Source organism: Belnapia sp. F-4-1, from assembly GCF_000802185.1.
Lineage (GTDB): Bacteria > Pseudomonadota > Alphaproteobacteria > Acetobacterales > Acetobacteraceae > Belnapia.
In genome coordinates this window covers 3,757,596-3,773,391 of record NZ_KN676113.1, presented here as the reverse complement: position 1 = coordinate 3,773,391, position 15,796 = coordinate 3,757,596, and the positions used below count along the sequence as shown (strand labels likewise).

The 15,796-nt window shown below is 68.5% G+C and carries 16 protein-coding genes; 3 read left to right on the top strand and 13 right to left on the bottom strand.

The window, feature by feature from the left end; all coding sequences use genetic code 11:
• Window positions 1-98: 98 nt before the first annotated feature.
• Genes LH62_RS17885 through tkt form a run of 3 tightly spaced genes read right to left on the bottom strand, consistent with a single transcriptional unit; the run spans window position 99 to window position 4,477 of the window.
• On the bottom strand, window positions 99-1,298 hold the full coding sequence (locus LH62_RS17885) for a phosphoglycerate kinase (protein ID WP_043363432.1): 1,200 nt from the start codon (window positions 1,296-1,298) through the stop codon (window positions 99-101).
• 55 nt (window positions 1,299-1,353) lie between these two features.
• Window positions 1,354-2,394, bottom strand: coding sequence for a type I glyceraldehyde-3-phosphate dehydrogenase (gene gap / locus LH62_RS17880; protein ID WP_043363431.1), 1,041 nt, complete (start codon window positions 2,392-2,394; stop codon window positions 1,354-1,356).
• Between the two features lie 34 nt (window positions 2,395-2,428).
• Complete coding sequence (tkt, locus tag LH62_RS17875) at window positions 2,429-4,477, bottom strand: transketolase (RefSeq protein WP_043363429.1); 2,049 nt, start codon at window positions 4,475-4,477, stop codon at window positions 2,429-2,431.
• Window positions 4,478-4,576: 99 nt separating this feature from the next.
• Here tkt and LH62_RS17870 point away from each other — a divergent pair, with 99 nt between their 5' ends.
• Window positions 4,577-5,314 (top strand): VIT1/CCC1 transporter family protein, encoded by a 738-nt coding sequence (locus tag LH62_RS17870; protein ID WP_043363428.1) that lies wholly within the window; start codon window positions 4,577-4,579, stop codon window positions 5,312-5,314.
• A 113-nt stretch (window positions 5,315-5,427) separates the two neighbouring features.
• Here the strand turns inward: LH62_RS17870 and LH62_RS28535 are convergent, their stop codons facing one another.
• From LH62_RS28535 to LH62_RS17845, 5 genes are all read right to left on the bottom strand, one after another.
• Window positions 5,428-5,907: a hypothetical protein gene (locus LH62_RS28535; RefSeq protein WP_052214645.1), complete on the bottom strand. Its 480-nt coding sequence runs from the start codon at window positions 5,905-5,907 to the stop codon at window positions 5,428-5,430.
• 175 nt (window positions 5,908-6,082) lie between these two features.
• Window positions 6,083-6,517, bottom strand: coding sequence for a hypothetical protein (locus LH62_RS28530; RefSeq protein ID WP_052214644.1), 435 nt, complete (start codon window positions 6,515-6,517; stop codon window positions 6,083-6,085).
• 65 nt (window positions 6,518-6,582) lie between these two features.
• Window positions 6,583-7,707, bottom strand: coding sequence for a hypothetical protein (locus tag LH62_RS17855; protein ID WP_043363426.1), 1,125 nt, complete (start codon window positions 7,705-7,707; stop codon window positions 6,583-6,585).
• A 3-nt stretch (window positions 7,708-7,710) separates the two neighbouring features.
• Entirely contained in the window at window positions 7,711-8,649 is a 939-nt protein-coding gene (locus tag LH62_RS17850; protein WP_201445532.1) for a CsgG/HfaB family protein, read from the bottom strand.
• A gap of 140 nt (window positions 8,650-8,789) precedes the next feature.
• The gene (locus tag LH62_RS17845) at window positions 8,790-9,188 is read right to left on the bottom strand and encodes a curli assembly protein CsgF (RefSeq protein ID WP_201445531.1); all 399 of its coding nucleotides are present in this window, start codon (window positions 9,186-9,188) and stop codon (window positions 8,790-8,792) included.
• Between the two features lie 259 nt (window positions 9,189-9,447).
• Here LH62_RS17845 and LH62_RS17840 point away from each other — a divergent pair, with 259 nt between their 5' ends.
• On the top strand, window positions 9,448-10,518 hold the full coding sequence (locus tag LH62_RS17840; RefSeq protein ID WP_043363424.1) for an IS630 family transposase: 1,071 nt from the start codon (window positions 9,448-9,450) through the stop codon (window positions 10,516-10,518).
• Window positions 10,519-11,248: 730 nt separating this feature from the next.
• Here the strand turns inward: LH62_RS17840 and LH62_RS17835 are convergent.
• From LH62_RS17835 to LH62_RS17830, 3 genes are all read right to left on the bottom strand, one after another.
• The gene (locus LH62_RS17835) at window positions 11,249-12,493 is read right to left on the bottom strand and encodes a Zn-dependent hydrolase (RefSeq protein ID WP_043363423.1); all 1,245 of its coding nucleotides are present in this window, start codon (window positions 12,491-12,493) and stop codon (window positions 11,249-11,251) included.
• 400 nt (window positions 12,494-12,893) lie between these two features.
• Window positions 12,894-13,064 (bottom strand): hypothetical protein, encoded by a 171-nt coding sequence (locus LH62_RS31190; protein WP_160299847.1) that lies wholly within the window; start codon window positions 13,062-13,064, stop codon window positions 12,894-12,896.
• A 34-nt stretch (window positions 13,065-13,098) separates the two neighbouring features.
• Window positions 13,099-13,521 carry a VOC family protein gene (locus LH62_RS17830; RefSeq protein WP_043363422.1) on the bottom strand — a complete coding sequence of 141 codons (423 nt, stop codon included), beginning with the start codon at window positions 13,519-13,521 and terminating at the stop codon, window positions 13,099-13,101.
• A gap of 54 nt (window positions 13,522-13,575) precedes the next feature.
• Here LH62_RS17830 and LH62_RS17825 point away from each other — a divergent pair, with 54 nt between their 5' ends.
• The gene (locus LH62_RS17825) at window positions 13,576-13,845 is read left to right on the top strand and encodes a hypothetical protein (RefSeq protein WP_043363421.1); all 270 of its coding nucleotides are present in this window, start codon (window positions 13,576-13,578) and stop codon (window positions 13,843-13,845) included.
• Between the two features lie 12 nt (window positions 13,846-13,857).
• On the opposite strand, the gene LH62_RS17820 is transcribed toward LH62_RS17825, so the two are convergent.
• Together LH62_RS17820 and LH62_RS17815 are read right to left on the bottom strand one after the other, a co-directional pair.
• Complete coding sequence (locus tag LH62_RS17820) at window positions 13,858-14,757, bottom strand: iron-containing redox enzyme family protein (protein ID WP_052214643.1); 900 nt, start codon at window positions 14,755-14,757, stop codon at window positions 13,858-13,860.
• A 3-nt stretch (window positions 14,758-14,760) separates the two neighbouring features.
• Window positions 14,761-15,723: a class I SAM-dependent methyltransferase gene (locus LH62_RS17815; RefSeq protein ID WP_043363420.1), complete on the bottom strand. Its 963-nt coding sequence runs from the start codon at window positions 15,721-15,723 to the stop codon at window positions 14,761-14,763.
• Window positions 15,724-15,796: the final 73 nt, after the last annotated feature.

Below are 15,796 nucleotides of genomic sequence, written 5' to 3'. Positions count from 1 at the left end.
GCACGATGGCGGCGGTCGCGGGGCGGGATGCGCATGCCGCAGCATGGCGCCCGCCGCCGTTAACCGTCCAGTAAGCTTTCGTCACACTTGCCTGAAGCCTAGGCAGCACTTTCCAGCGCCGCCACCCCCGGCAAGGTCTTCCCCTCGAGCCATTCGAGGAAGGCACCGCCCGCGGCCGACACATAGGTCATCCGCTCCTCGACGCCCGCGTGCTTGAGCGCCGCCACGGTATCGCCGCCGCCGGCGATCGACTTCAGCCCCATCGACTGCGTCAGCCCCGCCACCGACTGCGCGACGGCGACCGTCGCCGCGTCGAAGGGGGGCGTCTCGAAGGCGCCGAGCGGCCCGTTCCACACCAGGGTCGAGGCCTGGCGCAGCCGCGCCTCGATCGCCGCCACCGTATCCGGCCCCACATCCAGCGCCATCATCTCGGCCGGCACCGCGTCGATGCCGACCTCCCGCGTCGGCACATTCGCCGCGAAGGCCGCCGCCACCATCAGGTCGCTCGGCAGGATGATCTCGCAATTCGCCGACCGGGCGGTCTCCAGGATAGCCCGCGCCGTGTCGTACATCCCGGCCTCCTGCAAGGACTTGCCCATGGCATGCCCCTGCGCGCCGAGGAAGGTGTTCGCCATCGCCCCACCGATGACCAGGACGTCCACCCGCTTCACCATGTTGCCGAGCAAGTCGAGCTTGGTGCTGACCTTCGCCCCGCCGACGATGGCGACGACCGGCCGCGCCGGGTTGCCGAGCGCCGCGTCCAGCGCCTCCAGCTCCGCCTGCATCAGGCGACCCGCATAGGAGGGCAGCAGCCGCGCCACGCCTTCGGTCGAGGCATGCGCCCTGTGCGCCGCCGAGAAGGCATCGTTGACATACACATCGGCCAGCTTTGCCAGCGCCGCCGACAGTGCCGGGTCATTGGCCTCCTCGCCCGCATGGTAGCGGGTGTTCTCGAGCAGCAGCACCTCGCCATCCTGCAGCCGGGCGGCGGCGGCCTCGGCCTCCGGCCCGACGCAGTCATCGACGAAGGCGACAGGCCGCCCGATCGCCTGGGCCAGCGCTTCCTGCATCGGCTTCAGCGACATCTCCGGCACGCGCTTGCCCTTCGGCCGGTCGAAATGGCTGCACAGGATGACCCGCCCGCCCTTCTCCGCCAGCTCCTGAACGGTCGGCGCCAGCCGCTCGATCCGGGTGCGGTCGGTGATGACGCCGTCCCTCATCGGCAGGTTCAGGTCGGCGCGCAACAGGATGCGGCGGCCCTTGGGGTCGAGGTCGTCGAGAGTGCGGAAGCGGGGCATCCGGTGGGTCCTCATGCGGCGCCCGCCACATCGGCGGGCGCCGTGTTGTCCAGGCTCAGAGGCTGCCGAGCAGTGCGGCAGTGTCCGACATGCGGTTGGAGAAGCCCCACTCGTTGTCGTACCAGCTCATCACCCGCACCAGCGCGCCGTCGACCACCTGGGTCTGCGTCGCGTCGAAGGTCGAGGAATGGCTGTCGTGGTTGAAGTCGATGGAGACCAGCGGCGCCGTGTTGTAGCCAAGGATACCCTTCAGCTCGCCCTCGGCGGCCTCCTTCATCGCCTGGTTCACCATCTCCTTGGTGACGCCCTCGGTCTTGAGGTTCACGTCGAGCGAGATGAGTGAAACATTCGGCGTCGGGATGCGGATGGCGGTGCCGTCCAGCTTGCCCTTCAGCTCCGGCAGCACGAGGCCGACAGCCTTCGCCGCGCCCGTCGAGGTCGGGATGGCGGAGACGGCCGCGGCACGCGCCCGGTGCAGGTCCTTGTGCAGCGTGTCGACCGTGTTCTGGTCGCCAGTATAGGCGTGGATCGTCACCATGTAGCCGCGCTGGATGCCGAACTTCTCGTGCAGCACCTTCGCCACCGGTGCGAGGCAGTTGGTGGTGCAGGAGGCGTTCGAGACGATCTGGTGGCTCGGCTTCAGGATCTTGTGGTTCACGCCATAGACGATGGTCGCCTGCGCGCTGTCATCGGCATGCACTTCGGCCCAGGTGACGGGAGCGGAGACCAGCACCTTCCGCGCGCCGGACTGCAGCAGCAGCGCCGCCTTGTCGGAATTCGTGAAGATGCCGGTGCACTCGGCCGCGACATCGACGCCCTGCCAGGGCAGCTTGGTCGGGTCGCGCTCGGCCGTCACCTTGATCGGCGCATAGGTCCGGCCATTGGTCGAGATGATCATCGAGTTGCCCTCGACCTGCACCTCGCCCGGGAAGCGGCCGTGGACGCTGTCGTAGCGGAAGAGATGCGCATTCGCCTCGACCGAGCCGAGGTCGTTGATGGCCACGCACTCGACGTCGTCGCGCCCGCTCTCGATCATCGCGCGCAGCACCAGGCGACCGATGCGCCCGAACCCGTTGATCCCGACCTTCACGGCCATCATCGTCTTCCTTCTCTTGGAGCCCGATACGGGCTCAACCGATACGCTTCTTTACGGCCGCCGTCACCGCCTCGGCCGTGATGCCGAAGTGGCGGTACAGATCCTCCACCGGGCCCGAGGCGCCGAAGCCCTCCATGCCGATGAAGAGTCCCTCCGGCCCCAGCCAGCGCTCCCAGCCGAAGCCGATCGCCGCCTCGATGCCGACCCGGAGGGCGCTTCCCAGCACCCCTTCCCGGTATCCTGCATCCTGCGCGGCGAACAACTCCCAGCAGGGCAGCGAGACGACGGCCGTTGCGATACCATCGGCCTCCAGCGCCGCCCGGGCAACCAGGGCGATGGACACTTCCGAGCCAGTGGCGATCAAGGTTGCGCGCCGCGGCCCGGAACCCTCCTCGACGACATACCCGCCCCGCGCACAGCGGTTCTCCCCCGCCTCGGTCCGGTAGGGCGTCAGCCCCTGCCGCGACAGCGCCAGCACGCTCGGCCCGTCCGACCGCTTCACCGCCAGCTCCCAGCACTCGGCGGTCTCCATCGCATCGCCGGGGCGGAAGACGAAGAGGTGCGGGATGGCGCGCAGCCCCGCCAGCGTCTCCACCGGCTGGTGCGTCGGCCCGTCCTCGCCGAGGCCGATGCTGTCATGCGTCAGCACATGGATGACGCGCTGGCGCATCAGCGCCGCCAGCCGGATCGACGGCCGCATGTAGTCGGCGAAGACCAGGAAGGCGCCGGAATAGGGGATGATGCCGCCGTGCAACGCCATGCCATTCATGGCCGCGGCCATGCCGTGCTCGCGCACGCCGTAATGCACGTAGCGCCCGTTGAAATCCCCCGGCTTCACCGAGGGGATGCCCTTCACATTGGTGTTGTTGGACCCCGTCAGGTCCGCCGAGCCACCGACCATCTCCGGGATCGAGGGCACCAGCGCCTCCAGCGCCCGCTGCCCCGCGATCCGGCTGGCGATCTTCGGCCGCTCCTCCGCGGTCTTGACGCGCAGCGCGGCCAGCGCCTCATGCCAGGCTTCCGGCAGCTTGCCGGCGATGGCGCGCTCAAAATCCGCCTTCATCGGATGCTTCGCCAGCCGCTTCAGCCAAGTCCGCCGCGTCCCCGCCGAGCGGCGTCCCACCGCCTCCCAGCGCTCCCGCAGCCCCTCCGGCACCTCGAAGGGCGGATGGTTCCAGCCCAGCGCCGACTTCGCCGCCGCGGCTTCCTCGGGCCCGAGCGGGCTGCCATGGCTCGCCGCCGTCCCCGCCTTCTTCGGCGCGGAGAAGCCGATGATGGTCTTGCAGGCGATCAGCACCGGCTTCGGCGTCCTGACGGCCCAGGCCAGCGCCGCCGCCACCTCCGCCGTGTCGTGCCCATCGACCCGCCGCACCGCCCAGCCATAAGACTGGAAGCGCTTCAGCGTGTCGTCGGTGAAGGACAGGTCGGTCGGGCCGTCGATGGTGACCTTGTTGTCGTCCCAGAGCAGCGTCAGCTTGTCGAGGTTGAGATGCCCGGCGAGCGAGGCCGCCTCATGGCTGACCCCTTCCTGCAGGCAGCCATCGCCGCAGATCGCCCAGGTGCGGTGATCGACCAGCGACTTGCCAAAGCGCGCCGCCAGGATCCGCTCCGCCAGCGCCATGCCGACCGCATTACCGATGCCCTGCCCGAGCGGCCCGGTCGTCGTCTCGATCCCCGGCGCCTCGCCGAATTCCGGGTGCCCCGCCGCCGGCGAATGCAGCTGCCGGAAATGCTTGATGTCGTCGATCGTCATCCCCGGCTGCCCGGTGAGATGCAGGATCGAGTAGAGCAGCATCGAGCCATGCCCGGCGCTGAGCACGAACCGGTCGCGGTCCGGCCAGCGCGGGTCGGCGGCGTCGAACTTCACGAACTGGCTGAACAGCACCGTCGCCACATCGGCCATGCCGAGCGGCATGCCGGGATGGCCGGATTTCGACTTCTCGACGGCATCGATCGCCAGTGCCCGGATCGCATCCGCCATCCGCCGCTCCTCCGTCGCCGGCCGGGCGAGGATCTCGGCCTGCAAGGCGAGCGCCGGGTTCGGCTTGGCATCGGGCTGGGAATCGGGTTCGAGGCTGGCCAAGGCAGCGGTCCTCCTGGGTTGTCGGCCCTATAGGCCGCGGTGCGGTGGCCGGCAACCCAGCCCCTGGATGCGGTCACGGCGGCGCGATAGCCTGCCGGCATGGACACCGCCCCCCAGCGCGAGGAACTCCCCCCCGCCCCTCCCGGCCCGCCCGAGGGCGAGCAGCATTTCACCGCCTCCGAGACCGTCCGCGACCTGGTCATCGGCATGGCGGACGGGCTGACGGTGCCCTTCGCCCTCGCCGCCGGCCTTTCTGGCGCCATCGCCGCCAATCCGCTGATCGTGACCGCCGGCCTCGCCGAGATCGCCGCCGGCTGCGTGGCCATGGGCCTCGGCGGCTACCTCGCCGCCCGCACCGACGCCCAGCATTTCGAGGCCGAGCGCAGCCGCGAGGAGCAGGAGATCCGCGACTACCCCGACCGCGAGCGCTGGGAGGTTTCCGTCATCCTCCACCGCTACGGCCTGCGGGGCGAAACCCTGCGCCAGGCGACAGAGGCCATCGCCGCCGACCGCCGCCGCTGGGTCGACTTCATGATGCGCTTCGAGCTGGACCTCGCCGAGCCCACCCCCGGCCGCGCCGCCCGCTCCGCCGCCACCATCGGCGGCGCCTATGCGGTGGGGGGCCTGATCCCGCTCTCGCCCTACATCCTCCTGGCGGAAACCCGCCCGGCCCTGATGGTCTCCGCCACGATGACCGGCATCGCCCTGCTCGCCTTCGGCTGGCTGAAGGCCCGCGCCACCGGCCTCCCTCCGCTGCGCGGCGCGGTGCAGACCTTCGGCATCGGCGGGCTGGCGGCAACGGTCGCCTACCTGATCGCCCAGTGGGTGGGGGGCTAGAGGAGCCGGTTGAACCGGAAACGGCCAACCGCCCGCCGCGGCGCAGTCGAGCCGTTCTTGCTCCCGTCATGGAGGGGAGAGGCGCCTGCGATCTCAACGGGCGCCTCGAGAGGCTACTCCGGATCCGCGCAGGAGAGCAGGGCCTGGACTTTGACGGTGCTCGGATCGCTCTGCGCCTGCCGTTGCAGGGTCCGGCACCGCCGGGGCGTATTGCCATAGAAGCGCGGATCGAAGGTGGTCGAACTCGCCTGCCACCCTTGGCCGAGTTGGGGCTCGAACAGGCTGGCGGGATCGAGGCCCATGAACTCGTAGAACTCGCTCAGCGTCGAGGTGCTGATGTAGATTTCCGTGAGGGACGGCACCACCGCGGTGAGGAATTGGAACTCCGCCAGGGTCCACGTATCTGTGTTGCGACCTGCCATGCCGAGCAGGTAGGCGCGGATTGCTGGGTCGATCCGGCGATCGTTCAGGAAGGCGCGGATGCCCGGCGGGATGAAGCGCTGGCCGCGGACATCGTCCATATCGTTCCGCGGCGGGCCATTGAAGGCAATCCCGGGGGAGGCGATGCCACCGGGCGGCGAGCCGCGCAGCACCTCGGGCGGGAGTGGCGGGGCCGCTCGCTGATTGGGCAGCGCCCGCCGGATGTCCTGGCAGGCGGGGCTGTTGTTTCCAGCCCCGCAGGCGCCCGCTGGAACGTTCGGAGCGCCGGGGAGGGTCTGGGATAGCGCTGGGCCGGACAAGGCGCCCAGGAGCAGCGCCAGGGCCAGTCTAGCGAACCGTGACAGTGCCGGGACCCGTCTGGGTGATGGTGGCGCCGGTCATGCCCGGCGAGGTCTGGGTGACGCTGATCTGCCCGGCGGTGCCATTCTGGGTGATGGTGGCCCCGAGGCCGCTGCCCATCTGGATCAGGGTCGAGCCAAGCCCACTGCCGGTTTGAATGCTCTCGCCCGACAGGCCGCTGCCCTGCTGGGTGATCGTCGAGCGGTTGCCCGAGCCGGTCTGGCGGATGATCGCGCTGTTGCCCGAGCCAGATTGATTGGTGGTGGCGTTGTTGAGGGCGCCGCTTTGCACGACATCTGCCACTGTTCCGCCACCGCTGCGGGCGACGAGCCGCTGGGTGACCTGATCGGTCGATACGTCGTTGTCGGCCGCCATGGCGGGTCCCGTGAGAATGGTGGCAAGCACGGCGAGATATTTGCGCATCGTAGCCTCCCAAATTGAAGACGTCCGGGAGGGGTATAGCACCCCTCCCGGACTGTCACGCCAGATTACTTCTGGGTGATGGTCGCGGTGTTGTTGCTGCCATTCTGGCTGATGATGGCGCTCAGGGTCGTGCCGATCTGCGAGGTCGTGCCCGTGTTGCCATTGCCGATCTGCGTGATCGACGCGATCATGCCCGTACCACCGCCCTGGTTGCTGGTGGCGGTGTTGCCATCGCCGCTCTGGTTGTGGGTGATGCTGCTGCTGTCCGCTCGGCCACCAGCCACGCCCTGGTAGGCGAAGGAGACGTTGCCCGAGCCGTTCTGGGTCTGCGAGATGGTGTTGCCGTTGCCGCCATTCTGCTGAGCGGTGGCCCGATTGTTCACGCCGGTCTGGTTCTGGTTGATGTAGCCGTCCGACGCCGAAGAGGTAGTCGCCAGCGCGTAGTTGCCAGAGCCGTTCTGGGTCTGCGTGATCGAGTGGTTGTTGCCATTCGCCAGGGACGCGGTGGCGATGTTGCCGCTGCCGCCGCCCTGGGTCTGCCGGATCGTCAGATTGCCACCGAAGACGGTCGCGGCGGCGGCTTCGTTGCCGGTGCCCTCCTGCGTCTGCTCGATGTAGGCGACCTGCGTGCCGAACACGCTAGCCGACGCCTTATTCTCGGCGCCGCCCTGCGTCTGCTGGATCGTGGCGCCGGACGCGTTGGCACCCATCGTGGCAGTCACGGTGCCGCGGTCGCCATTCTGGTTCTGGCCGATGCGGCTGTTGCTTACCTGAGTCTGCGAGGCCGTCGCATTGTTGGAAGTGCCGTTCTGCACCTGTTCGATATCGACCGTGCCGACGCCGATGTCGGTCTGCGTCGCGTTGGCGGTGTTGTTGTCGCCGCGCTGCTGGGTCTGGAAGATGCGTCCGCCGCCGGCATTCGCCTGCGTGGCGTTGGCGGTGTTACCGCTGGTGTACTGGTTGGTCCGGATGGAGCCGCCGGTACCGGACTGAGTTTGGCGGATGGTGTTGCCATTGCCCTGCGACCGGCCGAAGGCACGGTTGAGGGTGCCGCTCTGCTCGACGGTGGCTTGGTTGCCGCTGCCCGCCTGCTGGATTTCGGACTGGTTGTCCAAGGATTGCGCCCAAACGGGTATGGCGCCCATGCTGAGGCCGATGGCGGCGACGGAAGCGAGGAGAAGGTTACGCATGGTTCAGAGGTCCCCGATGGCCGAGCGGGCCAGTTGTTGTGGCGTTGTTACCCGCCCTTGCAGCGCGGCCCGGCTTCCCACTTGGGCGACACCGGGGCGTTCGGTGTCGGGCTGCCGGTTCGACTCTCCACTGTCGGCCAAAGGTCCGACCAGCGGAACCTCCGCACGGGGCCGAGCCGGCTCCGCGGGTGGATTGGTGGGAGCCACCGAGGTGGCCCGATCTGGGATGTCGCCGTCACGGGTTTCGAGATAGCTGTCGACCAACCCTCGGCCGACATCCTCGTCCGCGAACTTCCAGTAGTTCCGGTTGGCGCCTTCGAGGATGGCCGCGTAGACGGCTTTCTCGATTGCCTGCCGCACCGCCACCTGCCGGGGCTCATTCGTCGTCACGCCGGCTTCGGCGTTCAGCAGCCGGTTGAAGCCGACATAGCGGCTCAGCAAGCCCTGCACAGCGACGCTGTAGATGGTCTTGTCGGTGGTGACGCTGACCAGCACCTCGCCGGTCAGGATGCTGATGATCCGGAGGTAGACCGAGACGTTGTCGCGCCGGTACTCGGTGGTGGCGCCGATGCCGAGGAAGTTGGCGCCGATGCCGCCCGTCAGGACGTTGCTGTCGTATCCGATGATCCCACCCGTGACCATCAGGCCGGCATTCCGCAGCGGACCGAGCGGCGGCAAGGGCTGCCCGTTCGGACCCAAGGCTTCGGACCGGTTGGCCCGGATGATCTGCCGCTCCTGAAAGAGATCGGCCAGGCGGTTGCGCTCCAGCACCGTGAACCACCTGCCCGACCCGGCATCCTTCAGGGTATTGATCAGGATGGCGGCGCCGCCCTGCGTCACGGCGAAGCTGTACTCGGCGAAGTTCTCGTTCGGCAGGTGCCGACCCGTCTGGTCGGTGAAGGCGAAGACGGCGATGTCGAGCTTGCGGGCGGGGGCCGGCAAGGTACGCAGCTCGTCAGGCGCTCGCCGCCCAAGGGTGGGGCTTTCGGCAAGCATGCGGGATGCGGAATTTCCGCATGCGGTCAGGGACAGCGCTGCGGCGAGCGCCAGGAAAACGGGCGATCTCATGTCGGCTCAGTTGGTCAGAAGGCAGGAGCCGGGATGAGGATGTTGGTGCGGCCCCCTGTGGACCCTTCGGTGATGTCGACGCTGATCTGCCCGCCGATGCGCTGGAACTGCACCGAGGTGCCGCCGATCGAGAAGGTGCCGCTGTCGCGGGCGTTCTCGCCGAGGATCTGCTGACCGATGTTGCTGGCGATCTGGCTCAGCAGGGCCGAGGTGATCTGCCGTTCGAATTGCTGGCCGTTGGAGAGGGAGGTCTGCCGCTCCTGCTGACGTTGCTCCGGGCTGGTGCGGAAGCGATTGTTCGCTGTCGCCAAGCCAAGGACATAAGTGCCGTTCAAAGGGGACCCGCCAAAGGCTGGATTGACCGGCGTATAGACCAAGTCACGCGCCCCGGCGGGGACAGCAGCGCCCAGCATGAAGACTGTCATAGTACTGAGCCAGACGCGCGTCATTACATCCTCCCGCTTCGCCGCCTCTTGGCTGCGATTGAGCGCTTCCAAAGCGCCCATTGATGGGTACGGGAGAAAGCAAAAAACAGAAAGACGTCCCGCTTCACGAAATCGACACAGCAAGACGTGAAGGGAACCGTTTTTTTACGGCACCGATCAAAGTATTCTAGTGCAGTGACACAGACGGACGATTCACGCGCCTACTGAGGCATGCTAAGCTGGGCAGATGGCCCAGGAAGTATGCGTCATTGTCGACGCTGGTGATCGTGCGCGACTGGCGGCGATCACCTCTGACCGGAACCGCCCGCAGAAGCACGTCCAACGTGCTCGGATCATCCTGCTGTCCGCCGACCGGCTCTCCGTTGCTGAGATTGCCCGTCAGGCTGCGGCAAGCCGACCGGCGGTATGGCGCTGGCAGGCGCGCTACGCGTTGGCCGGTGTGGACGGCCTGCTGCGCGACAAGACCCGCCCACCTGGCAGGGCGCCGGTGCCGACCGCAACCGTGGCGAAGGTGCTGGCGCTCACCTGCTCCGAGCCGCAGGGCCAGGCTACCCACTGGACCGGTCGGGCGATGGCGCAGGCCAGCGGCATCAGCCTGCGCTCAGTGCAGCGCATCTGGGATACCCACCGGCTGCAGCCGCACCGCCTGCGCAGCTTCAAGCGCTCCAACGATCCGGCCTTCGCCGAGAAGGTCGAGGACATCGTCGGCCTGTACATGGATCCGCCGATGCACACCGTGGTGCTGTCCATCGACGAGAAGTCGCAGATCCAGGCGCTCGATCGCACCCAGCCTGGCCTGCCGCTCAAGCCAGGCAAGTGCGGCACCATGACCCACGACTACAAGCGCAACGGCGTCACCACCCTGTTCGCCGCGCTCAATGTCCAGGATGGCACCGTGCTGGGCCGCTGCATGCCGCAGCATCGGCACCAGGAGTTCGTCCGCTTCCTTAACGCCGTGGAGCGCGCCGTGCCCGCGGGCAAGCTGATCCACGCCATCGCCGACAACTACGCCACCCACAAGCATCCCAAGGTGCGCGCCTGGCTGGAGCGGCACCCGCGCTGGGTGTTCCATTTCACGCCAACCTCGGCCTCCTGGATCAATGCCGTCGAGGGCTTCTTCTCAGCGCTGAGCCGAAGGCGCTTGCGACGAGGAGTGTTCCAATCCGTCGCCGATCTCGAGCAGGCCATCGCCCACTACATCCGCGAGCACAACGCCACGTCGAGCCCATTCGTTTGGACCAAGCCCGCCGGTACCATCCTCGCCAAGCTCGACCGGCTGCCTGCATCATCCGAATGAGTCACTGCACTAGCGATGGTTGCAAACCTTCTTTGTTGCAGGCTGTTCAGCCATGCGTACGCCTCTTACACACTTGCCAGACATGAACTTTCATAAGGCTACATTTCAACTACGGATAATTAGAGCATGAGGTTTCGGACATGATCTTCACGTCCGGATCGGAAGTTGCCGCTGCCAGCCATCCTCGTGATCACGCCCATGCTCATGGTCTGCTACCGCCACTTGCATAGGGCTGCCATCAGATCGCACGTACATAAAAAGTATCCGCGCTGATTTTTTTTGCCTTAAATGGAGACAGCGATGGTGAAATCGCCTCTAGGTAGCTTTAAATTTTTTCACAATAGGGTTCTGGTTTCTTTTTACAGAGCGGGTCGGGTGAGTGGCCCGGATTGTTGCGCAGGCTACGCCGAAAAAATATCCGCGCCGTACTGGCAGCAGCGCGCACCGGTCGCTTCCGCAACAGCTTCGCAATGGTCAACGTCGTTCGGTACCATGCTGAAACTTGTGGATGCCACCGGGGCGTCCCAGGCATGAGCTGGGTGGCCGAAGGCCTCACCCCACCCGCGGGCTGGGCCCAGCCTCTTTCAAAAGGTCAACCGCTCAAACCGCGGAAGATTTCGGAGTAAAATTAGAGGATTAGGCCGCCATCCGCCTCAATTTCTGAGAGGTCCGCTTGTGGATTGAGGCTGATCCCGGCCCGGAGCCTGCTGCGGTAGGCTCCGCGGGACGGTCAGATGGCCCGGTTCGCCCGCGCCACCACTGCCTCGAACAGCACCTGACACCCCGCCTCCGCCTCGCCCGGCTCGATGCTTTCCGCCTCGTTGTGGCTGAGCCCGTCCTTGCAGGGGGTGAAGATCATCGCCGTCGGCACGCTCCGCGCCACATAGACCGCGTCGTGCCCCGCACCCGAGACGATTTCCCGCGCCGGCAGGCCGAGCCGCGCCGCCGCTTGCCGCACCAGATCGACGCACCCCGGGTCGAAAGGCTGCGCCGGCAGCCGGAACAGCTCCTCGAGCTTCAGGGGCGTCCCGCAATCGCGCGCAATGAACCCCGCCTCGCGCGGGAATTGCGCCGCCAGCCGCTCGATCTCGCCGAAATCCGGGTGGCGGAACTCGACGCTGAACCGCACCTCGCCGGGCACCACGTTGCGGCTGTTCGGCAGCACGTGCAGCTGCCCGACCGTGCCGCGCCCATCCTCGCCGCGGGCCCGCATCATGCGGTCGACAAGGTCGATGATCCGTGCCGCGCAGACCAGCGCATCCCGCCGCGCGGAGGGCGGCGTCGTCCCGGCATGCGCATCCTGCCCGGTGACGGCCGCGTCGTACCAGACCTGCGCCTGTGCCCCGGTGACGATGCCGATTGCCTTGCCTTCCTTCTCGAGGATCGGCCCCTGCTCGATATGCAACTCGAAATAGGCGTCCGCCGGGAAGGGCTTCGCCGGCACCCCGCCCTTGTAGCCGATGCCGGTCAGCGCCTCCTCGACCGAGACGCCCTCGACATCCTTGAGGCCAAAAACCTTCTCCAGCGGATAGACGCCGGCCCAGGCGCCGCTGCCCATCAGGGAATGGCCGAAGCGGCTGCCCTCCTCATCCGTCCAGTTGACCAGCTCGATCGGCGCCTCGGTCTGGATGTTGAGGTCGTTGAGCGAGCGCATCACCTCCAGCCCAGCGATGACGCCGAGCGCTCCGTCGAATTTCCCGCCCGAGGGCTGGCTGTCGAGATGGCTCCCCAGCAGCACCGGCAGCCGCTTCGGGTCGCGCCCCTCGCGCCTGGCGAACATGTTGCCGATTGCATCGACGCGCACCGTGAGCCCCAGCGCCTCGCACCAGCCGCGGAACCGCTCCCGCCCCTGCCGGTCGACCTCGGTCAGGGTGAGGCGCCTGACGCCGCCCTTCGGCGTCGCGCCGATCTCGGCCATCGCCATCAGGCTGTCCCACAGCCGCTTGCCGTCGATCCGCTGATTCGTCCCGCTCATCGCCACGATCCCCTGCTGCCCGCGCCATAGGCCGCGGGCGCGCCGCGGGCAAGCGCCCTACTCCAGCCGCAGCACCGCCCCGGGTTCCTGCAGCAGGTAGGCCCATGGCCCGTCGATCATCACCCGCCCCACGGTGTTTGGCGGCCCGGTCGGCGCAGCGCACCGCACCGGCGAGCGGCATGGCCTCGCCCAGCGCCGGCAGCCGCCCGGCGCCGAGGAAGCCGCGAGCCTCCGCCGCCGGGCGTGGCCGCAGATCCGCGTAGTCCACCCCCCGCGGGCAATCCTCGTAGCAGGCCCGCCGCGATGAGCCGCCGCACTGCCGTCAGGCCGTCCGGTTGGTGACGGAGGCGAAGCTGCCGGCCCGCATCGGGATGATCGCGCGCGCGGCCTGCAGCGGCTGTTAACGGCCGTAGGAGAGGATGCGCGGCTGCCAGTAGCTGTTCGTGAATTTCACGGTGGCGACGCCGGTCGAGCTTTGCGAGCCGATCCATCCCGTCGCGCTGACCACGATGCCGACATGCGTCGCACGGCTGGTGCCCGCCGGGGCAAAGGGAACCGGCGTGTCGGGCATCGGGGTCTTGCCTCGCTGCGGGTGTCGCGGGCCGTTACCATACCGGCCAGAGCCCCGGCGTCGCCAGTTCCAACAGGTTGTCGTCGGGGTCGCGGAAATAGATGCTGGTGCTGCCACGAGGCCAGTGCGTCCGCCCCTCGATGGCAATGCCATGCGCGGCGAGCCGCGCCTCCCAGGCCGGCAGCGCCTCCGCCGCGACGGCCAGCGCCGCATGGACGCCGCCGATGCCGTCATGCGGCGGGATGGTGCCGCCAGGCAGGTGCACCGTCGCCGTCGTGCTGCCGCGCAGGAAGACCAGCAATGCGCTGCGCCCGCCGACGGGATAGGCGGTCAGACGCTCATCCGCGAACATGGGCGCGAGGCCGAGCACGCCTTCGTAGAAGCCGCGCGCCCGCGCCATGTCGGCGGCATAGAGCGCGGTCTCGAGCAATCCGGCGAGCGGCGGGGCATCGGTCATGCGGCATCCTTCCGTCCGGCGCCGCCCCTCGCAAGCGGGGATGCGGCGCACGACATGCGGGTGATGATGCGGCGCCATCTCCTTCTCGGGCTGCTCGGCGCGGCGTGGCCGGCCGCCGCGCAGCAGCTTCCGCCCGCCCCGGCGACGCCTGCCGAGCGGCAGCGCCAGCTCGAATCCTGGTGGGCCCGCCAGCGGGAGAAGGAGGCGACCGACCGCGCCATCAACGGCCCCCGCGAGGCCCGGCGCAACCTGACCCGCGACCAGTTCGAGCGCTGGAACAGGCAGAACGACCGCAGGCGCGGCTTCCCGCCGCCGCCCTTCTGACCGCTCGCCGCCTCAGAAGGCGAGGCGCAGCGCCCGCCGGTACCGCGAAAAGCAGGCGGCGCCGCATTCCAGCCGCATCAGCGCACCTTCGGCCATGGCCGTCGCATAGCGTGGGTCCTCGGCAACAAGCGGCCGGATCGCCTCGGCATTCCAGGCCAGCGAGTGCTTCACGTCGAGGATGGCGTGCAGGTCGAAATAGTGCCGGTCGCCCGCCGGCACCTTCAGCCGCTTGAGCCCCTTGGCGACCATCGCCGAACGGCCCGGCGCGGTCTGCTCGATCACCCCGAGCGCGCCGACCGAGTGATAGGCATAGCGCCGGTTCGCCGCGAGGCCGGCCATGACGTTGGCCAGCGCCAGCGACTCCCACACCGTCGTTTCCATCCGGGGATCCAGGCCGAGCCGATGGGCGAGCACGTCGAGCAAGGGGCCATGCATGCCCTTGGGATTGCCGCGGCCCATCTCGTCCCAATAGTTGCGTGCGATCTCGAGCTTCGGCTGCTGCGGCATCCGTATCTGGGTCAGCGCGGCCAGATCCTCGAAGCCCGCTTCCCCGGCGACCTCCTGGGTCAGGAACCACCGTATCTCCTCCATCGAGGCCCGCTCGGCGAGCCAGGGGAAGAGCGGGTCGCCCTGGCCGGGGCCGGTGCGGTCCAGCTCCTCGAACCAGGCGACGAAGCCGTCGGGATCGGTCGGGGCCTCGGCGGCGCGGGCGGCGACGGCGGCGCGCCGCGCCTCGATGAAGCCGGCCTCCTCGCGCTCCAGCGGGGCCAGTTCCTCCCGTTCCCGATCCCAGTCACCGCCGGGCAGCGAGGGGGTGAAGCGGCGGCGGTTCAACTCGGCGAGCCGGCGTTGCAGGCGATCCTGCGCTGCATCCTCCGGCAGGTTCGTCGGGTACAGGCTGCCTTCAGGCATCGGTCAACTCCCTGGCTTCGTGACGGTGAGGACGACCGCGGCGATGCGGTCGGCCCGGTCATAGGTGTCGCCCTCCAATTCCTCGCCGAAGACGTCCGGATCGGATTCGCGGTAGCGCCAGGCGAGGTCGGTCCCGGCGAGGCGCCGCTTGGCCGCTCCGAGGAAGGCGTCCTGCCCCTCGACAATGGCAACGCCTGTGTAAAGGACGAGGGTGCCGCCCGGCGCCAGGCGCCCGAGGGCTGCGTCGAGGATGGCAACGGAAAGGCCCTCGCCCAGTGCCCCGCCGCCATGCCGGTAGGCCCGTCGCGCGGGGTCGAGCAGATAGGGCGGGTTGGAAACGATGAGATCGAACGCGCCCCCGACGCCGGCCAGCAGGTCGCTGCGCAGGGCCGTCGCTCCGCCGGCACCGGCCAGGGCGGCGTTGACCAGCGCCAGGCGGAGCGCGGCGTCGTTGATGTCGAGCATCGCGACCTCCGCCGCCGGACGGGCCTTGGCGACGACGATCCCGCCCGGGCCTGCGCCGCAGCCGATATCGGCCGCGCGCCTGACAGGGGCGGTGCGGGCGGCGAGCTCAGCCTGGATGGCCGTGGCGAAGCGATAGGTATCGGGGCCGAAGAACACCGCATCGGCGGCGCTGGTGGGAAAGGCGGAATGCAGGAACAACTCGCCGCCAAGGGTCGAGAGCCGCACCTGGCTGCGCCAGAGCGTTCCGTCGGCCTCGGGCACCGCCACCTCGGCGCGGCGCATCAGCTCGAACAGGCCGGGCGGCATCACCTCCGGACGGAAAGGCCGGCTCCAGCCGAACACCCCGCGGAGGTCCCGCGCCACGGCGTTGCCAGGCCGCCGGTTGACCCGGGCATGGGTCGCCGGCGTCGGCGTGACGAAATCATAGCCCGTATCTCGTACCGCCTCGGCAAGGGCGAGAAGCGACGCGTCGGACGGGCCGAGGGGGGAGATGAATGCCATTCGGGCAAACCGAACGGCTGCAATGGCAGCAGGTTCCGCCCATGGCGCAGCGCGGGCGCAGCCCTGCGCCCCA

Bases quoted from the DNA above. Each gene is read 5' to 3' on its own strand.
- LH62_RS17855 (WP_043363426.1), bottom strand. From the start codon at position 7,707: ATGCGTAACCTTCTCCTCGCTTCCGTCGCCGCCATCGGCCTCAGCATG.
- LH62_RS17820 (WP_052214643.1), bottom strand. From the start codon at position 14,757: ATGCCTGAAGGCAGCCTGTACCCGACGAACCTGCCGGAGGATGCAGCG.
- LH62_RS17835 (WP_043363423.1), bottom strand. From the start codon at position 12,493: ATGAGCGGGACGAATCAGCGGATCGACGGCAAGCGGCTGTGGGACAGC.
- LH62_RS17815 (WP_043363420.1), bottom strand. From the start codon at position 15,723: ATGGCATTCATCTCCCCCCTCGGCCCGTCCGACGCGTCGCTTCTCGCC.
- LH62_RS28530 (WP_052214644.1), bottom strand. From the start codon at position 6,517: ATGCGCAAATATCTCGCCGTGCTTGCCACCATTCTCACGGGACCCGCC.
- LH62_RS17825 (WP_043363421.1), top strand. From the start codon at position 13,576: ATGCGGGTGATGATGCGGCGCCATCTCCTTCTCGGGCTGCTCGGCGCG.
- LH62_RS17845 (WP_201445531.1), bottom strand. From the start codon at position 9,188: ATGCTGGGCGCTGCTGTCCCCGCCGGGGCGCGTGACTTGGTCTATACG.
- LH62_RS17830 (WP_043363422.1), bottom strand. From the start codon at position 13,521: ATGACCGATGCCCCGCCGCTCGCCGGATTGCTCGAGACCGCGCTCTAT.
- LH62_RS17870 (WP_043363428.1), top strand. From the start codon at position 4,577: ATGGACACCGCCCCCCAGCGCGAGGAACTCCCCCCCGCCCCTCCCGGC.
- gap (WP_043363431.1), bottom strand. From the start codon at position 2,394: ATGGCCGTGAAGGTCGGGATCAACGGGTTCGGGCGCATCGGTCGCCTG.
- LH62_RS17840 (WP_043363424.1), top strand. From the start codon at position 9,448: ATGGCCCAGGAAGTATGCGTCATTGTCGACGCTGGTGATCGTGCGCGA.
- LH62_RS31190 (WP_160299847.1), bottom strand. From the start codon at position 13,064: ATGCCCGACACGCCGGTTCCCTTTGCCCCGGCGGGCACCAGCCGTGCG.
- LH62_RS17885 (WP_043363432.1), bottom strand. From the start codon at position 1,298: ATGCCCCGCTTCCGCACTCTCGACGACCTCGACCCCAAGGGCCGCCGC.